We start from the raw sequence: 19,672 nt of genomic DNA, 5'->3' as shown, positions 1-19,672 counted from the left end.
GGGTTTTATAAATCCGTGATAGTCTCAGTATTTATGCGTGACTTGTTCTTGAATTGTGGATGTTTTAGAGATAGAAGATTGATTTTAAGCAATCTACTAACAACAAAACATGCTGGAAATATAAAGATGTGTTTCTTAAGTCATAGTCTTTCTAATTCTAATATTTTTCATCAGCTTCAGTTTATTATGAGATTTCAAAGATCTCGAATTTCTCCATATTTCTTAAAATTCTAGGGCACTTCCTGCTTTTAGGTAATTAGAGAAGGTAGAGGAGGAAAACTCCCCTTGATAGTTGAGGAAGATCTTCAAGTAAGAGAAGATTTTAGTTTCATTCTCTATTTTATAAGCGAAAGCGTGGCGTGTGATTGGTGTTCCTGATGAGGGCCATGAACCACTACTTGCCAGTAGTGTTGTCAAAACCTTAGGGTAGTGTCTATAAACAACAGGATGATAAGCAAGCTGTACTTGCCAAGTCGTTGGTAAGTGTACATCTCGTGCCCATTGCATGATCAATCCGATAGGCAATGTGATAGTTTCTAAAGGTCTATTTACTGAGAATTTTCGTGCAAAATCTCCCTGTTCTATGAAGCTTGAAAGCGTAGCTCTGAAGGCTAAAGCTTCTAAGAATGGCGATACAGAAAAAGCGTTATTTATGGGGCTGAGATTTAGCATGAAATTCAGACGAGCTCCGAATGTATGACTGTAAAAACACCCTTCGGAATCCTTGTTATCTTCTGTATAGAAATGCTTCGCTGTGTGGTCTCCATAATTGTAAGATAGAGATCCCGTGGTAACTACAGCGTCTGCTAACCAAGGAAGACGCAGTTGCACGCCTCCGAAGTAATTTTTCGAAGAGACTGTATTGGATGTTGTATGCTCTTTGATGTGAGATATTTGGTGAGAAAATGCAAAGGAGATCCCGTGATTTATCTCTGTCGCAGTCGATGTCGTTGCTGCAAAACCTGCAGACTCCATGCGGAATCCGTGTATACCTAAGCGATTACGTTGACGAACAGCCATGAGTAATCCCTGACCACCGATTTCGAAATAATTGGGATTAGCTACTGGAGAAGGCAGAGTACGCATTCCTGATAGTGTGGTATAGACAGATCCCCAAAGAGCGTTGGCGATGAGAAGAGTTTTATACTTTGGATTAGGAATGTAGCCGGTAGGTGTCCAGTCGGCGTAGAGTATACGATGGGAAGTATTAGCAGTATCTACAGAAGTATTAGCAGCAGTAGTTGTGTATTCTTCCCAGTAGGGAGACCATAGTCCTTGATGGCCATAATGAGCGTTTCGATTGATAGCATGAATATCTAGGGAATCAATATTGATTTTCTTTGTTGCATTATCGCAAAGATACAGGAGAGGTATTCGTGTAATACCGCTGGAGAGATCCGTATCATCATACGGACTATATCCTTCTTCGTTAGCTAGTATTAGATCGCCGGAAACACTGATTGATGCTTGTGTGTTCTCTTGAAAAGAATCAGTGGAATTTTGTGTGGTTTTGGATGGATAAATCCACAATTTTGCTGCTTTTGCCTTACTTGAAAGTAGTTGAGGAAGGATTAATCCAAGATTATTTAATTGCAGATCGGCAGCTTGGTTATTACTAGCGTTTTCTCTTGTTGTTAGTGTGCCTCCTGTTCCTAAACAAATGAGCCCTCCCGTTTGTACAAATTTAAATGTTGCAATCCCCGCGTCATTTTCAATTGCTAGAACACCGTTTTTAAGCTCTATAGTGTTTTTGCATTTTGAAAATAAGTTATCCTCTGTTTTAAGAGCATCGATAACTGTAGCACCCGAAAAGATAACACAACCTTGATCCTCACTATTAGGATTAATGAGCATATTATTGGATGTAGGAAGGTTATGTTCAATAGGATCATAGAAAAGGATATGCCGTCCTATTTTTGCTCCAAATTGGGTAGAGGTAGAGTTGCTACTGCCTATGTGAATAGCATTTCTATAGATAGTATTTGCTGAGGATAGAGATAAGTTGTTATTGAAAATGATATTTCCATTGTCTGCAGATAAATCAACGCTACAGCCATTGCCTATAACGATTATAGCTCCTCCTAATTGAGAAGAGTTATTTGTAAAATAGACATCATTGTTGCTGCGGATAATAAATTTAACGCATTTGCAAGCTCCACCATAGACCGCGGAAGAGTTATTATGAAAAGAGGTTATTCCTTTGTTATTTTCTAAGGTAATAGTTCTTGCTTCTATAGCTCCACCAGAAATATTATTATTGCCTGTGGAAAAAGCTATGTTATTTTTAAAAATAATGTTTCCTAGATTATCTGAGAAATGACAATCATATAATGAAGAGATCGCGCCTCCAGATCCTGACTGATTGTTAATAAAAAGTATGTCATCGTAGTTCCTCTTACAATTGAAATACTCTAATCTTAAAGCGCCTCCTGAACCATCCGATAAGGTTTCGTTATCATAGAAAATACAGGAAGATAGATTGTCAGATAAATTAAATGTTTTCCCTGCCATGATGGCACCGCCATTAGAAGTAGCTGCATTTCTAAGGAAATAAATAGGCTCTTTGTTGTTTGTAATATCGAGATATCTCGTGTACAGAGCCCCTCCCATATTTGAACGAACTTCAATCGCCGTACTTCTAGCTAGATTATTTGAGAAAATAATGAATTTATTATTATTTCTGATCTCTAAGTTATTATCAGCATAGACTCCGCCTCCTGAACGTGGGGTGATATTGCCAATTAGAATAATAGAACCTTGAGTATCTTGAATATAGATTTTATTACACTTTAAGCATGCTCCCGCTGAATCATTAGAGAGTTGGGAAATAGAAAAGATCTCTTCATAATTTTGTAATGTTAATGAATCAGAAGAACGTGTCTTTCCAGTTAAGTTTGTTCCCTGCAGTAGTAATTCTATAGATTCAGGGATGTAGAAGTATTCCACAGAGGGCATTGGGGAAGGAACAATCACTTCTCTAGCATCTATACTATAAAAATAAGCCAACCAAGATGTTGAGAGAATAAGATTGTTAATAAACTTATGTTTCATAGCGAGTTTTCTCAAGTTCATAATTTATCAAAACACCACTCTACTTCCGGCGTTTATATAGTGAGACGTCGTAGATGAAGATAGATCTAGTTGGTAGTTCAAGAAGGCAACTATATTATGAAATAGATAAACGGAGTTTCTTCCTTCAGCATGTAAGCTGTGTCGTGTTGCTGAAGATCCTGAAGATATCCAAGATCCGTTACTTGCTAGTAGTGTGGTAAGGATTTTCGGATTTTGTCTATAGATTGAAGGCCGATAGGCGAGTTGGATTTCCCAGAAGCTTGGTAGATGGGTTTTAGGTGCCCAAGAGGTTTGAATTCCTATAGGTAGAGTTACATCAATCATGGGATGCTTGTTAGAGAATTTCCTAGGGAAATCTCCAGTTTCATTGATTTTAGTTTGTTCTGCACGTACACCACTTAATTGAATAAATGGTGTAAAGTAATGATTCAAAAGAGAAAGTTTTTCATAAAGATAACAACTTATACGTGCACTTAGAGCATGATCTTCGAATTGTGTTTCTGATTTCTTATTTTGTGTGTAAAAACTTTGCATATGATGATCCCCATAACAATAGCCTAAAGAGGCTGTAGTTATAAGATGTTCATTAAACCAGGGCATTTGCAAAGATAGGTTTACTAGGTAGTTGTGAGAGCTAATTTTATTTGTTGATATGTGTTCTTTTATTTCTCCAATCACTTGTGAGAATGTGAGCAAGAACTTATGATTGGTTTTTGAGGAAAGAAGACATTCTCCACTATATCCTAAAGAACTAGAAGAAAATCCTAAAATTCCATTTTTATCTTTTTGGTATGTATGCATTCCTAATCCCTGACCTTGTAGATAAAAGGATGGGTTGCTATCTATTAGGGAAGGGTAAAAAGTAGTTGCTTTATAGGCTGTTTGCCGAAGTGTATTGGCTACAAGATCTGCTCGATGTTGTGGATTTACTATGTAACCTGTGGGCAGCCAATTAGCATAGAGGTACCGATGTTTCGAATTTGTTGTATCTGATGATGTCGTAATAGATGGTGTTGTGATTTCTTCCCAATACGGAGTCCAAATTCCTTGATGACCGTAATGTTGATGAGAATTTATCGATTGAATATCAAAATCATCAACTGTTATTGGATTATTTTCTGGTTCAGAAAGATGTAGGAGAGGAATTCCGTCAATAGGTTCAGAAAGATCTATGCCATCGTAAGGATCGCAATAACATTCATTCCATAAAGTTAGAGAGCCTGATACCGAAATTTTTGCATCAGAGTTCGGAGAGTACCTACCCCCCCCCCCCCCTGGATAAATCCAGAGCATAGGAGAAATAGCTTTAGGTTGTAGGACTTCTGTGAGAAGAATTGCTATATTTTTTATTTGTAAACTACTGTCTTTTATTGAATCACTTTTCTGTTGAGTTTTAACAACGGCACTATTGCCTAAGCAAAAATATGTATTAGCTTCGGAAGTGATTTTATAGGCTGATAACTGCGCACCATTTTCGACAGAGATGATACCATGTTTGATTCTGAGCTCATCATTATAGCTAGTTTGAATACTTTTTAGATTTGTAGTTAAATTTGGTTGAACGTGAGCTGCTGAAAATACTACCGCTCCCGTGTGTTTAGCTTCAGGATTAATAGTAAAAGAGCTTACATTGCTAGTATCTATTGTATCGAAAAAGCATACACGTTGATTGCTAGCCGCGCCTAACGATAATGTGTGATTGCTAGAGAAATACATGGCTGATCGAGAAGCACCATTTCTATCTATCGCGATATTATTATTGAAAATTATATCACCATTATCTGCTGATAGCACGGTGGAACCGTTTTCTGTTTGTCCATAAAATGCACCTCCCCAACAAGCAGTATTATTGAAAAAATAAATAGGCCCGTTGTCTTGGATAGTTAAGTTTTGATAGGATAGAGCTCCTCCAGCATGAGCTGCTGAGTTGCCATCAAGCATAATAGCTTGTTTATTGTTTTCGATTATGATTGTTGTAGTGCTATTAATTGCCCCACCATTTCCCTGAGCATAAGGCGTCCCATTACAAGCAGCATTATTGAAAAAAGTAATAGAAGCACGATTATCGGCAATACTTGTAGAAACAGTAGAATAGATAGCCCCGCCCTTTCCACATTTATTTCCAGCAAAGAGAATTTTTCCAGTATTACGAGAAAACTCACAAGATTTTGCATAAATAGCTCCCCCGAGTCCGTCTAGGTGATAACCTCTATTGTTTTCAAAGCGTAAAGAGGAGGAATTATCGGTAAATTTACATGTTTCTGATGAATAGATCGCGCCACCATTCATTTTAGTAAAATTAGAAATGAAAAATGTTTCTTTATTATTAAAGGTGGCTTCAAAATTTTTCGTATATATAGCACCTCCCGCAGTGTCTCTAGAAGGATTTTTCTGACTGAAAGCACTATTTTGATAAAAAATTACTTGGGAATTTTTTGAGACTATTACGTGTTCAGTAGAACAGATTGCTCCGCCGTTATCAGTGGCTCTATTATCTCCAAAGAAAATAGGTTGGGTATTGTTTGTAAGATTGCAAGATCTACAACTAATCACACCACCATTATCTACATTAGATTGGCATATAAATACTTTAGGTTGCTTATCATAGGAGATGACAATGTCTTCTGAAGGACTACGCAATACTCCATAATTCTTTTGTAAAGGAGCTTGATTTATAAGAGTTAATGCAAAATCTAAATAATAAAGTTGTTTATGGATCCCCTCAGAAGGTATCATAATGTCGTTGCTATAGATAATGCTGTGAGCACAAGTCGATAAGATGAGAGAATAAAGAAGAGATTTTAGAGACATATCTGAAAAAAAACATAGTTATGATATGGTTTTCCCTCCTATAAAATACTTCTTTTATCTTTGTCTAGAATTTCTATACGAATTTACTGCTGATATTGTAGATATAAAAAGATAAGTACCAGTTTCTTTTGTTGTTAGAATATAAGGCTATTTCTTTAATATTATTCTATAAATGAAGAAGGTTTGTTTTTAGTAAAACAAACCTTCTAATATCGTTTATTTTTAAAAATAAATTAGCAGATTGAGAGCTTCCTAAACTTTATCTTTATAGTTTTAGAAAGAGAGTTTCCCTCCACCCAGTATGTAATGGCTACATGTAGATGAAGAGATATCACATTGATAATCAAAGTTTATATGTAGATGTTTGAATAATCGCGTTTCATTTTTAAGATTTATAGAAAAAGCATGATAGTTCACATCTGTAGGTGAAGAAATCCAAGAGCCGTTATCTGCTACTAATACGGAACCCACTAAAGGTGTTTTTCTTAGGAGTGTTGGTCTATAAGCAACTTCTAATTCCCAAATGGATGGGCAGCATCCATGGAAGGCTAATTTATTATGCAATCCGAAGGGTAGGCTGACATCAACAAGATCATCAGGTGTTACGAAAGTACGTACGCGAGCACCGTCTTCTGTGAAGCTATCTTGTTTTGAGATAAAGGCTTGATAGCGGAAAAATGGAATGATAGTCAAACGATCATTTGTTCTAGCCTTTAAAGGGAAGTAAAAGGAGAGAGCGCTACCTACGGTTTGACTTTCGAATGAGCCATAGCAAGCTCCTAAAAGTTGACGATGAGTATAGTTTAGCTCATGAAGACCTTGGGTATAGAGATAGTTTCCTGATAGGATAAATTTCCCTTTAAAACAATGGATTTCCCAGTAACTTCCTAAGGATAAATAATCTGATGCTACTTCATTATGACCAATATTAGCATTAGCATTGGTATGCTGGGAAGCAAATTTAAAACCAATTTTGTAAAGGGAAGGAGATCCAAAGGAGATACCAGTATAGTATCCTGTACCATCCATATGGAATCCTACTTTTTCCCCGATATCTTGTTGATAAAGACAGAGACCTAAAGCACCACCTTCAATATCAAAATAAAAGGATTTATCACTTAGAGATTCTAAAGATAACCTGGATGCATTCATTCCAGATGTTGCAGCGTAGGTAGATTGCCAAAAGATATTCCCTACAAAATCCCCTTTGCGATCTGTCTTTATTTCGATTTCTTTAGTTGTTGGATTTGTAGAGGTTTGAGTTGCATCATCAGCATATGCATTGCTAAACAGTGCAAGAGTAAGACTTATAGATGTGAAGTATTTCGTTAATTTAGATCCCATATCATTCTCTCGGGGCTTATGTAGATTGCGAACATAATCCCCGTAGTATTTAGAGTATCGTATAATCGAGATGGGGGATTTACTCTAAATAATCTACAGATAATCAAACATTTTGGGAATACATAGATTATATTTTATTCTTTCTAAATGAATGTTTTTATTGTGTATTTTGTGAAGTAGATGTCTGTGTTATTATGAGAATTTAGAAAGTATTAACTTTTACTTCATAAGCGATTTCTGAGATCCCATGCCCTTTTTTCATTTAGGATAGATAATACTTTCTTATAACAAGTTTGGCATTTCTTAAAATTCTAGGGTACTACCTGCTTTTAGATAGTTGCAGAATGTAGAAGAAGAGAAATTCGCTTGGTAATCTAAAAAGACTTTTAGATTTGAGAATAGATAGGTTTCATTGCCTACAGCAAACGCTAGTGCATTACGTGCAACGTGAGTACCTTCGGATTCCCAAGATCCCTTACTTGTTAATAGTGTAGTGCGCAATTCAGGATAGTGTCTATAGATCACAGGATGGTAGGCAAGTTGTAGTTTCCAAGAGGATAGAAGATGTACATCATGTGACCATTGGCAGAGAATCCCCATAGGTAGGGTAACATTATATAGTGGATGAATAACCGCAAAGCTTCTTGCATAATCTCCGATTTCTGAGAAACTAGATAATGATCCTCTAAAGGCCATAGCTTCTATGAATAGAGCACAGTCAAAACCTTCATAAATTGGATTTAGCTCAAATGTGGTGTTGAAAGATGCTGCAAAGCTATGGCTATAGAAATCTCCACGAGAGATTTTGTTCTCTTTTCTATAGTTGTGTTTTGTTTTGTGAGAGCCATAGTTATAAATCAATGTTGTGGTTGTAATTACATCCTTATCAAACCAAGGAAGGCGCAGCTGCATACCCGCAACATAGTTTTTCGAAGAAAGCTTATTTTCTGATTCCTTTTCTTTAAGATGGGCAAAATGCTGAGCAAAGGAAAAAGAGATTCTCTGTTGTGTTTCTTTTACTGAAGATGTGCCTACAGCATATCCTGAGGATTCCATGCGGAATCCAGGTTTCTTCAGACGATTGTCTTGATGAATCGATGTTATCAATCCCTGTCCTTGCAGTTCAAAGATAGCGGGAATTTCCATGATATCAGGAAACGTGCGCATGCTTGACATCGTTGTATAGAAAGTCTCCCAAAGAGCATTAGCAACAAGTACTGTTTGGTATTTTGGATTAGGGAGGTAGTGCGTTGGTGTCCAATCTCCATACAGGTATTTATGATTAGTATTGGCTTTATCTGCTGAGGTACTGTCTGTGACGGTTGTCTTAGCTTCCCATTTTAAAGCCCATAATCCCTGATAACCGTAATGCTCTGTATCATTAATCGCATTGACATTGAGGTTGTCTAAAGTAATTTTCGAAGCCGTATTATCACAAAGATAGAGTAGGGGAATATGATTCCTACCTTGAGATAGATCTAGAGTATCGTAGGGGTTATTGCCTTCTTCATCAGTTAGTGTAAGATTTCCCGATAGGGTGATGGAAGCTGCAGTATTTTCTGCAAATGTTGTTGTGGCCCCAGCTGTTGTTGTAGCTGAAGGATAGATCCATAATTTTGCAGGTTGTGATCCTGAAAGTAGTGAAGGAAGGTTTAGACCAAGATCTGTTATTGTCGCTGTAGCAGTTTTCACACTATCACTTTGTTCTTTTGCTGCGAGAGTTCCTCCGCTTCCAAGGCATAACCTGCCACCGGTTTGCTCAAATTGGTAGGTAGCTATTCCTGCACCATCTTCGATGGCAAGAACCCCATTTTTAAGCTCTACTTTAGTTTTAGATTGTGAAAACAGATTCTTCTCTGTTTTCAGATCTTCGTAGACAGTAGCTCCTGAAAAAACCACACAGCCTTGATGATCGCTATGGGGATTGATGACTATACTAGATCCCGTACCGTCATGTTCTATAGGATCGTAAAAAAGAATAGCTCGGGAGTATTTCGCTCCTAACTCTATTTTAGAGTTATTTCCTACATTTATGGCATTTCTATATATATCCCCACTAACAGGAAGACAAAGGTTATTGCTGAAAGTTACATTGCCGTAATCTGCAGATATAGATAGAGATCCGCTGCTTATAGCTCCGCCTTTTTCTGCAGAATTATCAAGGAAATATATGTCATGATTTTCGCTAATATTTAAAGAGCTACATTGAACAGCTCCTCCTGATCCTGTGGAGGAATTATTTTGGAAAATGATTTTTCCAGAATTTCCAGTAAATCCTAAAGAGTTAGCTGTTATACCGCCTCCATTAGAATTATTTGTTCCGCCTAGATTAGAAGATACATTATTTGAAAAGACGATATTTCCTTGATTGTTAGAAAAAGTACAACCACCGTATGAAGCAATTCCTCCACCTGTTCCTGCACGATTATCAATAAATAAAATGTCTTTAGTATTCTTCGAGCTTTCGAAACTATTTGTTCGTATAGCCCCACCTCTACCCGTATCCCATAGGGATAAGTTACTATAAAAGAGACATGGCGCTTTATTATCTGATAACGTGATGGTATTTGTTGTTTGTATAGCCCCTCCATCAGTAACTGAGGAGTTCATTAAGAAATAAACAGGTTGTTTGTTATTAGTTATTCCAAGTTGGTCTGCTCGTATAGCTCCTGCCAAAGAAAATATACTAGCGTTGATATCGGTAGAGCTATTTCTTGCTGAGTTATTGGAAAATAGAATAAAGCCATTGTTACCAGATATCTGCAATTTATTTGCAAAAAATGTTCCCCCTGCTTTTTGTGTACTGTTGTTTACAAAGATCATAGGGCCTTGCGTATTGCAAATATCTAAGTTGTGACAATCTAAAACAGCGCCTTGTGAAATTGTTAGTTGTGCGGAGGCTATGAGTTTTTGATAACCATCTAAAGTAAGGGAAGTTGCTCCACGTGTATTTCCTAATAAATTTGTCTCCTCCATATAAGCTTCTAAAGAATCAGGGAAAGAGGGAAGACCTAAGGAAGGGATAATGAAGGGGAAAGATAGATCTCTAGCTTCTAAGGAAGTAATAAAGGTTAGAGAAAACAGAGCAAGTAGACGTAGAGAGAGATTGCGCATGAGTATCTTTTTAAGCTTCATAATTAAAATAACCACCTACTTCCTGCATGTATATAATGTGCTGTTGTAGATGAAGATAGGTCGAGTTGGTAGTTCAAGAAAACACGTAAATTAGGGAAAGGATCAATGGAATATTTTCCCTTAGCATGGAAGGCATTTTTCGTTACGGAGGTTGCTGAAGATGTCCATGATCCTTTACTTGCAAGTAAAGTGGTGAGCACCTTCGGTTTATTTCTATAGATTGTTGGCCGATAGGAAAATTCTAATTCCCATGTTGTAGGAATTTTAGAATAAGAAGAACCGGAGATTTCTCCTCCTATAGGCAAGGCTATATTTCTTAGGGGATTTTGATTAGAAAATGTACGCGCATGATCCCCAACTTCTTTTATATTTGTTTGCTCTACTTGTAGAGCAATCATCTGCATGAATGGTGTGATTGAAAAATGAGAAAAAGCATACCATTCGGGTAAAGCCCATCCAAAAACTGCACATAAAGCGTGATTGTAGAACTCAGCTTGTGATTTTTCTTGTCCATGATTGTAAGAGTTTTTCAGATGATGATCTGAATAGCAGTATCTAAAAGATGCTGATGTAATTAAAGACTCATCAAACCAAGGCACATGGTAGGAAAGACTAGCAAGGTAGCTGTGGGAGTTACTTTTATGATTCGTTTGATTTTCTAGAGTTTTCTCAATAACCTGAGCAAAAGATAAAGCGAAGCACTGATTTGTTGCTGATTTTGCTTGCCCTTTTACGGCATAGCCATAAGCTCGAGAAGAAAATCCTGAATTTCCATGTTTATTCTTTTGATGGATATAGAGTCCTAATCCTTCTCCCTCGATAAACATATTTTCTTCGAGATTGCTTTTAGGCATCGATGAGGGAATATTTGCTATAAGGTAGGCAGATTGCCAAAGGAGATTAGGAACAAGATCTCCTTTGTATAAAGGATTTGGTGTGTAGCCTAACGGTGTCCAATCAGCATAGAGATATCTATGTTTAGTATTAGCTGTAGCTGCACTAGCATCGTTTGTTACTGTTGTAATTTCTCCCCAATAGGGAGACCAAAGACCTTGATAACCGTAGTGCTCACCAGGATTTATCGTTTGGATATTCAAATCTGTAGTTGTAATGGGATTGCCAGAAGTCTCGGAAAGGTGTAGCAAAGCTACACCATTGATAGGTTGAGAGAGATCTAAACTGTCGTAAAAATCTTTTTCTTTCCCGTCGTAAAGCTCCACAGAGCCTGTTATCGTGATTTTCGCCGTAGTATTTTCCGTAAAATTACTATTATTTGTATCTGGATAAATCCATATCATCGGAGGTTCAGATTGAGGACTTAAAACTTCCGGAAGATCAATGAGGAGATTTTTTAGCTCTAAAACGCTAGTTTTATCAGAAGAACTTTTCTCTTGTGTTCTAACAACAGTATTTTTCCCTAGAGCTAGGTAGGTAGATTCACTTTGTGTAATTTTATATGCGGAAAGCTGAGCACCGCTCTTTATAGCTAGAGTGCCGTATTTAAGGGTGATTTCTCCAGTATAGCTGGTTTGAAAATTCTCTATGTCATTAGCTAAAGCAGGCTGTACATGCTTTCCTGAAAATACTACGGCCCCTATATGGTAAGCCTCAGGATTGATAGATAAAGTCGTGAGATTAGAGGTATTTATCGTATCATAGAGACATATTTTATAATCTTGGCGAGCTCCTAAGGATAGAGTATGAGAACCCCGAAAATAATTTATGGACCGGCGAAGACGATTGCCTTCATTCATAACGTTATTATCAAAAATAATATCTCCATTATCTGCGGAGATAGTGGTTGTGCCGCTACCGTTTTTTACATATAAAGCAGCCCCTTGATGTGCACTATTATTTAAGAAATATACAGGGCCATTATTTTTGATGGTAAGGTTGGTATAATCTAGTGCTCCTCCGTAAGCAGAAGCCATATTCCCATCGAAGTAAATAGGTCCGGTATTGTTTTCTATAGTAATTTGTGAACTAAGAATACCTCCGCCTTCGGAATATTCATCATTGGCTGTGAAAGGATTCATACCAGATATAGATGCACGATTATTCATAAAAATAATTGTGCCAGTGTTATCTTTGATAGTTGTTGATGTGGTGGCTTGAATAGCCCCACCTTGTCCTCCATTATTAATAAAAGTGATTTTCCCTGAATTATTAGTAATTTCACAAGTTGCTGTATAAATTGCCCCACCAAAACTAGGCATAAACGTAGAGAGATTCCCTTCAAAAAGAATATCAGCAGAGTTGTTGGAAAAAGCACATTTTGTTTCTGCATAGATGGCTCCGCCATACATTTTAGCACTATTGGCAATGAATTCTAAAGATTTCGTGTTGTAAGAAGCTTCGAAGTTCTTTGTAGCTACAGCTCCTCCAAAACAAGTAGAATTCATTGGTGTAGAAAATAAATCTAAAGAGTTGTTTTTAGAAAAAACAACACTAGTGTTTTTGGATATTGAAACATTTTCTACGGCATAAACGGCTCCACCGTTTTGTAAAGCCCTATTTCCTACAAAGAAAATGGTCCCCAGATTGTTCGTTAGATTCAGAGATTTGCAGGTAACCGCGCCCCCCTTATCTCTGTTAGATTGATCAGAGAAGAATTCCGTCTGAAGATAATTCGATATTGACAGATCTTTAGAGACATCTCTCGATAAACGTTTGTCTATCGGAGAATATTCCCTCATAGGAATAGGAAAGTCGAAATGAGAAAGAGAAGAATTATCATCCGTTGTAGAATGCTCTTTTCCGTATCCGTAAGAGCAGAAACAAAGGAACAAAACTAAAGAGAGAGGCGCTAAATACATATCTGAGAAGGTCGTAGAGGATATGGTTTCCCGCTATATAAAGTTTTTTTGGATCTTTGTCTAGTGCCTACTGAAGATATTTACTTTGCTAGCAAAAGGTTAGAGAAAAACAGCTAAATTTTCTGTGGTATTACGGGTAACTTGTGAATTAAAAGAGTGTTGAATGAAGCAGAAGAAAGAGAGAGAAATTCCCCTAGGGCAAAGAAAATTTCTCTCGGTAGGTGTTTAAAATCTTCCTTGCAGTCCTGTCGTGATGCGATGGCCTGCATAAGATTTTTTCGAATCAAATACGTAATCTACGAATCCTGTAGCGTGTTGGGAGAGTTCTACACTGTCATGCATCTGTAGGTAGAATCCATTACGAGGGATTTGTGCTCCCGTTATAGGAATACTCTCACCGTTAGCTAAGATAGTGATTACGTTATGTGGGTTCACTCTATAGACATCAGGCTTATAAGCGAGTTTTAATGTCAGAGTTGAAGGTGCCTTTTTAAATGGTGTGTACCATTCGGAAGTAAATCCAATAGGTAGGGTAATGTTGTGCCCACGACCTCTAGAAAAACTACGTGGTAGCGCACCTTTTTCAGAAAATGCATTTTGCCAACCACCCATAAACTCTGCGGATATAAATCCTGAGAGCTCAAGATCACGAGCAACTTTACGTGTAAGAGTGCACCATGTTAAGAACGGATGTTCTACAGATACGGAAGCATAGTATGTATTGTTATGCCAACGTCCCTTAGACTTTCTGGTTCTTTGCGTGATGGAGTTTAGGTAATTTGTTTTCATATGGTTTACTGCGTAACCATATGAAGCTTCCCAGGAGATGCTCGTTGCAGTATTTTCTGTAACAACGGGGAATTTCCCGAAGAAAGCAACTAAACTGATTTGTTCTGTACTTTGTGCATCGTAAGGTTTGCTCTTTACCTGACCATAAAGCTGACCAAAAGCTAAGCCTACAGAAGCATCATCAGGATAATGGATACCAATAGAGGCTTGATAACCTCCGTATCTTCCTTTAAATCCATCATGTGTCTTCTGTACAGGATGACGGACATAGCTACCGATAGCTTTTGCAGAAACAAGAACACCTTCGTGTTCAGAAAGGAAGGTTTCTTCTAAAGCTTCTGAGAATGCCTGCGTTGCTAAGAAGGAAGTCCATAGGGTATTGGATACAAGTTCTCCACGACGTTCAGGATCTAAAACATAGGGAGCATGGTAGGCGGGATCTGGTCTCCATACAACATAGAGAGTACGATTATTTGTTCCTGTTGGGATGCCGCCATTAGGTGTAGGAGCTAGTAATGGTGTTGTCCATGTAGATGACCACACTCCTTGATAGCCGTAATGTTGAGAAACAGCAAGATCTCCTACGGTGAAGTTCGTTTTTATTGGATCAGTAGCGCTACCGTTATTACTTGTGAAGGTAGCTATAGGAATAGACAATGAGGCTAACAATAAGGGATTATCATAGAGATCTTCGTTATCCTCAGAAACAACATCTAAAGAACCTTCTAATGTAATTGTCTTACTATTAGATGTTGTGACAGTGGCGGTGGTATAATTGGGATTTAGATAAGACTTAACATCAAAACCTAATTTTTTAATGCTAAAGTTTTCTGGAGTAGGCTGATTATTTGTTGTTGTAAGCAAGCCAACAGATGCTCCAGAACCTAAAGTTAGTCTGCCTGTTTCTGCAGTTAAACCAAGAACATTGACTGTAGCATTGTTAGTTACAACAAGTTGACCGTCTTCAATAACAACTTTACCAAATAAGGAAGTTGTAGAGTTTGCTGGGTTTAACTTCTCTGATATGGTAAGTGTCTCTGAAGTGAATTTTACTGATCCAGCAAAGCCAGTAGAGTTGATTTTAATCGTGTCTAAAGTTGTGGGATTTGTAGTTGTGGGACCCTTATTTGTAATAGGATCATGAAAGATTATATTAGATAATCCTGTAGCATTAAGAGAGGTGATTTTACCATCTCCTTCAACTTGGATAGCATTACGTGTTCCTGGACGATTGTCGAGCATATTGCCGATAAAGACCATATCCCCAGAACTTGCTGTTAAACTTAACGTTGAATTTGGAGGATTATTAGTTTCACCAACAGTAGAAGCAACATAAATAGCCCCACCTTTCTCTGCCCTGTTGTTAAAGAACACCATAGGGCCTTTAGAATTTATAGTAAGAGCCTTTGTACAGATAGCTCCACCGTTTCCTTTGGCAGCATTTTTATTTAAATAGGTATTAGAACTAGTTGTAAGATCACATGTAGTCGCATAAATTGCCCCGCCGTCTTTTTCAGCAAGGTTATAATTTATGGCACACTCACCAGTATTATTAGCAAAGCTCACAGACTTTGTTGGTGCGCAAATCGCACCTCCACAACCTGCACCTATAACTTTAGCAGGAGTGGGAGTAGTTGTTAGTAATCCATTTGCTGCAGTGTTTCCCGCTAGGGTAATCGGTCCGGAGTTATTCTTAAAGGTAATCGTTCCGTCATAAATAGCTCCTCCACCACAAGCAGCAAAGTTTTGAGAGAAAGAGATTGCTGCGGAGTTATTCTCAATGTTGCAGGTGGCTGCCGTATCATTAAGGAGAGCTGCTCCGAAGTTTCCGGAGTTGCTATCAAAGGTAATATTACCACGAATTTTCGTAATATCTAATTTTGTCTCTGTACGAATTGCAGAACCGCAAAAACAGTTTACTGTGGTTGAGGCGTTAGGAGTGGTAACGCTAGTAACTACAGGAGTATAGGGGGTTCTGTTATTTGTAACTATTACGGATCTTGAGGAAGTGACTGAGATATTTTTCCCTGAGATAAGGCCATTCTTTCCTGTAGAGACGTTTTCGTTAAGAACAAGCTTAGAAAGATTTGTCAATGTCAGTGCTTCTGTAGCTGAGATTAACGATGAACCTTCTTTTACAGGAGCATGACATTGCGCAAATGTTAGTGAGCGATTTCTTCCGAATATAGTGAAGTTTGTGCTCGATCCTAAGAAAGATGAGGGGAACTTAGCTCCATAGGCATCTTCAATGAAACAATTCGAAGTCAGGTGGAAAGCTTCTCCTATATCATACAAAGGAGGCGTAAGCTTAGCTTGATTTATGGTTTGGGCAGAAACCCACCCCGAGCTGCATAAGCAAGCCAAAAAGCAAAAAGAAGAAGATCTTAAAGAAAGAGGCATGCCTCAACCCTATCGTTAGTAGTATTTAGAATCGAAATTTACTTCCTACATTTATATTGTAGTTGCGTGAGGATCTACGTAATTCGCAACTGCCATGGCTAAAGATTTCAATATTATTGTTCACAGCTGTATGTGTGGATCCTTGCATCAATAAACCATGTCTATCTAGATTTGTTGCAGGTGTTTTCCAGCGGAATCCGTTTGCAAGTAATAAAGTGTCACATCCTGGATTCCTTCTCCATACATCAGGAACGTAGGATATAGCTAAGCTATAAAAATCCGGATGGGAGTGGGAACGCCTATCAATTTTAAATCCACAAGGAATCGCTAAGTTAATCAAACGAGACGAACAGAATGAGCGTGCTTCTGCAAGTTTTTCTCTAAAGGATCCATGTTCAGCATAGCCAAGCTGAACATTCACAAAAGGAACAAATTGATTTAGATGTAATTTAGTGGTTTGTAAAACAATAGGTAAGCTTCCACCTATTTCTCCTAACCAACAATTGTTATCCCAATTGCCATCTTCTTCAGGCATGAAGGTATAGCGTGTTTTCATATCTTCGTTAGTATGGCTGTAGTTAATTCTTGCAGCAAAGGATGTGAAGATAGTGTTGCTTAACGGATGTTTTATGGATAGGTAGGCACTACCTACTATAGCTTGTGATTTTGTTGTGGAGACTACGTAATCTTTAGATTTACCGAATACCTGGGAGAAGGCTACTCCAAATACAGAATCAGAAATTGTTTGTGAATTTGCTCCAATAACGTAGCCACCACTAATACGTCGGAAACCATGGGATACGCTGTTGCGATCATGATGGAAGACATTCGAAAGTCCAGCCACCCATAATCCCTTACCGTAGCCAAAGCCATCACAGCTTGCTGTAGCTAGGGCATTCATAGAGCGTAGGTCTATGAAAGCTCCCCATAAGCTATTAGGGACTAAAGATGCTTGACGTTCAGGACTAGGAATGAATCCTGTTTTTGTCCAAACAGCTTTTAGAGTTTTCTTTTTATTTAAATCACTACCTGTACCGTCTTCCCATGTAAGTTTCCAAGATCCTTGATAGCCATATTGTGGCTCAGCATCTCCTCTAGGAGTGAGTGTAAGAGCATCTGTAGTGGTTTTGCTATCTCCAGCTGTAGAAAGAGAAAGCACTTTGAGAGTAACAGTATCTTTATTGAAAAGATCATGATTCTCGTAAGCAGTTCCTGAGACATCGTCTAGAGATACATGACCTGTTAATGTAATAGATCCTGCAGTATTTTTTGTTTCAATTTTAGCTCCTTCACCGGCTTGTGTAAGTGAGCTAATATTGATATGTAAATCTTTTATTGAGATGGTTCCGTTAGCATTATCTTGATTGGTGGGAGCTGCGGCACCGCCGCCACCTCCTCCGCCACCTCCTGCAGCAGCAGTTGCGTGAGAGTGCTCTGTAATTGCTAGGGTAGTTCCATTATCCATTAGGAGAATAGAATCAGCTTCTTGATCAAAGGAAACAACAGACAGACTTGCTTTATCGGCTAGGACAAGTTTCCCGCCACCTAGAACGACTTTTTGATAGATAGTTGACTCAAAATTAGCTGTAGTATTCGCACTTTGACTATCTACATGGGCTCCAGAGAATAGTACGGTTCCGATGTGGTTAGTAAAGGGAGTTGAGGATGTTCTATCTTGGTTGATAGTTAGAGTATTATTGCCGTTCGGAGCTGTTGTTGGGAGGACAGACACAATAGGATCATAAAAACAGAGATTATGATCTCCAGAGGCTGCTAATAACTTAATAGTTGCTCCTGCACCGAGGCTAATGGCGTTTCTAGTGACTGCAGAACCATCATTTTTTAGATTTTCATAGAAAATCATATCACCATAGTCAGCAGACAGGCTTAGATCTCCATTTTCAGGAATATAGATAGCTCCGCCATCTTTTGCGATGTTGTTTGTAAACACCGTTTTCCCTGAGGAAGTAATGCTGACTTTTTCTCCGTAAATAGCTCCACCTGCAGTTGCAGCGAAGTTATTGGCAAAAAAGATTTCATTTTGATTAGTTATAGTTAGCCCTGTAAATTCGGGATTATTTGCAGGAGGAGGAGGGGAATTGCCTGTTTGCTGTGTGCAATAAATAGCTCCGCCTTGTCCTAGTGTCTCCCCAGAAGGAGCAACTTCAGGAGATGCAGAGTTATTCTGCATGAGTAATTGTGCGTTATTTGAGAAGTTGATGTTCCCTTTGGAATAAATAGCCCCGCCAGATTTCGCATTATTCGCATCAAATTGTATGGAGCCGTTACCTGAAAAATTAATGACAGTATTCACAGGTCCGTTTGGAGGTGGAGGTGGTGTTGTTGTAGGATCAACTGAATGAATAGCACCACCAAGTTTTTCAACAGAGTTAGACCTGAAAAGAACCGAAGGACATTGTGTAACATCTAGACTTTTAGATGCACCGATAGCTCCGCCGTTTGCACCGACGTTGCTAAGGAACTGCATGGATTTTTTGATATTGCTAATTCCTACTACTTGTGCCCATAGAGCACCACCGTTATCTGCAGCACTGTTATTTTTAAATATCAGATTCTGAATATTTTGTAGAAATACAGGAGCTTTGGAGTATAATGCTCCACCCTTTGGATTAACTGTAGTGTTTGGAGGTGTAGTACGAGCCATCAGGGCTACGCAGTTAGAAAAGGACAGGGTGTTCATCCCCGTAATCGTATAAGGAAACGATTCAGGAGTTGTTGCCGGAATAGAGCTTAGGGCAGCACCATTTACTGATGTGCGAAGGTTTGTAAATGTTAGATTATGGTTTTTACCCACAATTGTCATGGGCCCAACAGAGTTGAAAAAGCAACTTGAAGGTGTTGCTACCATTGAGTTGTCAAGATTTAAAAGGTTTAGATTTCCTGACAATATCGCCGTGGTTCCCTCAGGATTTGATGTAATCGTATAGGGAAACATTTCTCTAAGGTTACCGTCATAAGTTCCGTTAGGAACCACGATTTCCAAAGAGAAGGCTTGGAATGAACAAGGAAGTGTTAGCGTTGTTGAAATTAGAAACTTACGGAGAGACGCTTTCATTTGCTCAAGAGGATGCAACAAGATTGATTTTGCTAATAAATAAAAAGTATTAAAAGATCAATAGGCTAGGAAAGCGTTTCAATGAAATCCTTAGCATTAGAAGCTTTATATTATTTGATAATCTATTGTGTAGATGAGAATTTTTGTTGATTTTCTCTCTGAGAGGATGATCATTACATGAGCGATTCTTCCGAAAATATTACAAGTTTAGCCATAGAAGAAATTCAGA

General features: G+C 38.2%; 7 protein-coding genes. All 7 read right to left on the bottom strand.

The window, feature by feature from the left end; genetic code table 11:
• Positions 1-222 precede the first annotated feature (222 nt).
• The gene (locus O1W70_RS01515) at positions 223-3,051 is read right to left on the bottom strand and encodes a polymorphic outer membrane protein middle domain-containing protein (protein WP_375797254.1); all 2,829 of its coding nucleotides are present in this window, start codon (positions 3,049-3,051) and stop codon (positions 223-225) included.
• A 27-nt stretch (positions 3,052-3,078) separates the two neighbouring features.
• On the bottom strand, positions 3,079-5,808 hold the full coding sequence (locus O1W70_RS01510) for a polymorphic outer membrane protein middle domain-containing protein (protein WP_375797253.1): 2,730 nt from the start codon (positions 5,806-5,808) through the stop codon (positions 3,079-3,081).
• 348 nt (positions 5,809-6,156) lie between these two features.
• Entirely contained in the window at positions 6,157-7,227 is a 1,071-nt protein-coding gene (locus O1W70_RS01505; protein ID WP_213240469.1) for an autotransporter outer membrane beta-barrel domain-containing protein, read from the bottom strand.
• Between the two features lie 303 nt (positions 7,228-7,530).
• The gene (locus O1W70_RS01500; protein WP_213240471.1) at positions 7,531-10,362 is read right to left on the bottom strand and encodes a polymorphic outer membrane protein middle domain-containing protein; all 2,832 of its coding nucleotides are present in this window, start codon (positions 10,360-10,362) and stop codon (positions 7,531-7,533) included.
• Between the two features lie 2 nt (positions 10,363-10,364).
• Positions 10,365-13,178 carry a polymorphic outer membrane protein middle domain-containing protein gene (locus tag O1W70_RS01495; RefSeq protein WP_213240473.1) on the bottom strand — a complete coding sequence of 938 codons (2,814 nt, stop codon included), beginning with the start codon at positions 13,176-13,178 and terminating at the stop codon, positions 10,365-10,367.
• A 225-nt stretch (positions 13,179-13,403) separates the two neighbouring features.
• On the bottom strand, positions 13,404-16,367 hold the full coding sequence (locus O1W70_RS01490) for a polymorphic outer membrane protein middle domain-containing protein (RefSeq protein WP_213240475.1): 2,964 nt from the start codon (positions 16,365-16,367) through the stop codon (positions 13,404-13,406).
• Between the two features lie 25 nt (positions 16,368-16,392).
• Positions 16,393-19,443, bottom strand: a complete 3,051-nt coding sequence (locus O1W70_RS01485; protein ID WP_375797252.1) for a polymorphic outer membrane protein middle domain-containing protein — start codon at positions 19,441-19,443, stop codon at positions 16,393-16,395.
• Positions 19,444-19,672 lie beyond the last annotated feature (229 nt).

It is taken from the genome of Chlamydia sp. 16-02, from assembly GCF_042235055.1.
GTDB lineage: Bacteria > Chlamydiota > Chlamydiia > Chlamydiales > Chlamydiaceae > Chlamydia.
This window is presented reverse-complemented; position numbering and strand designations above follow the sequence as displayed.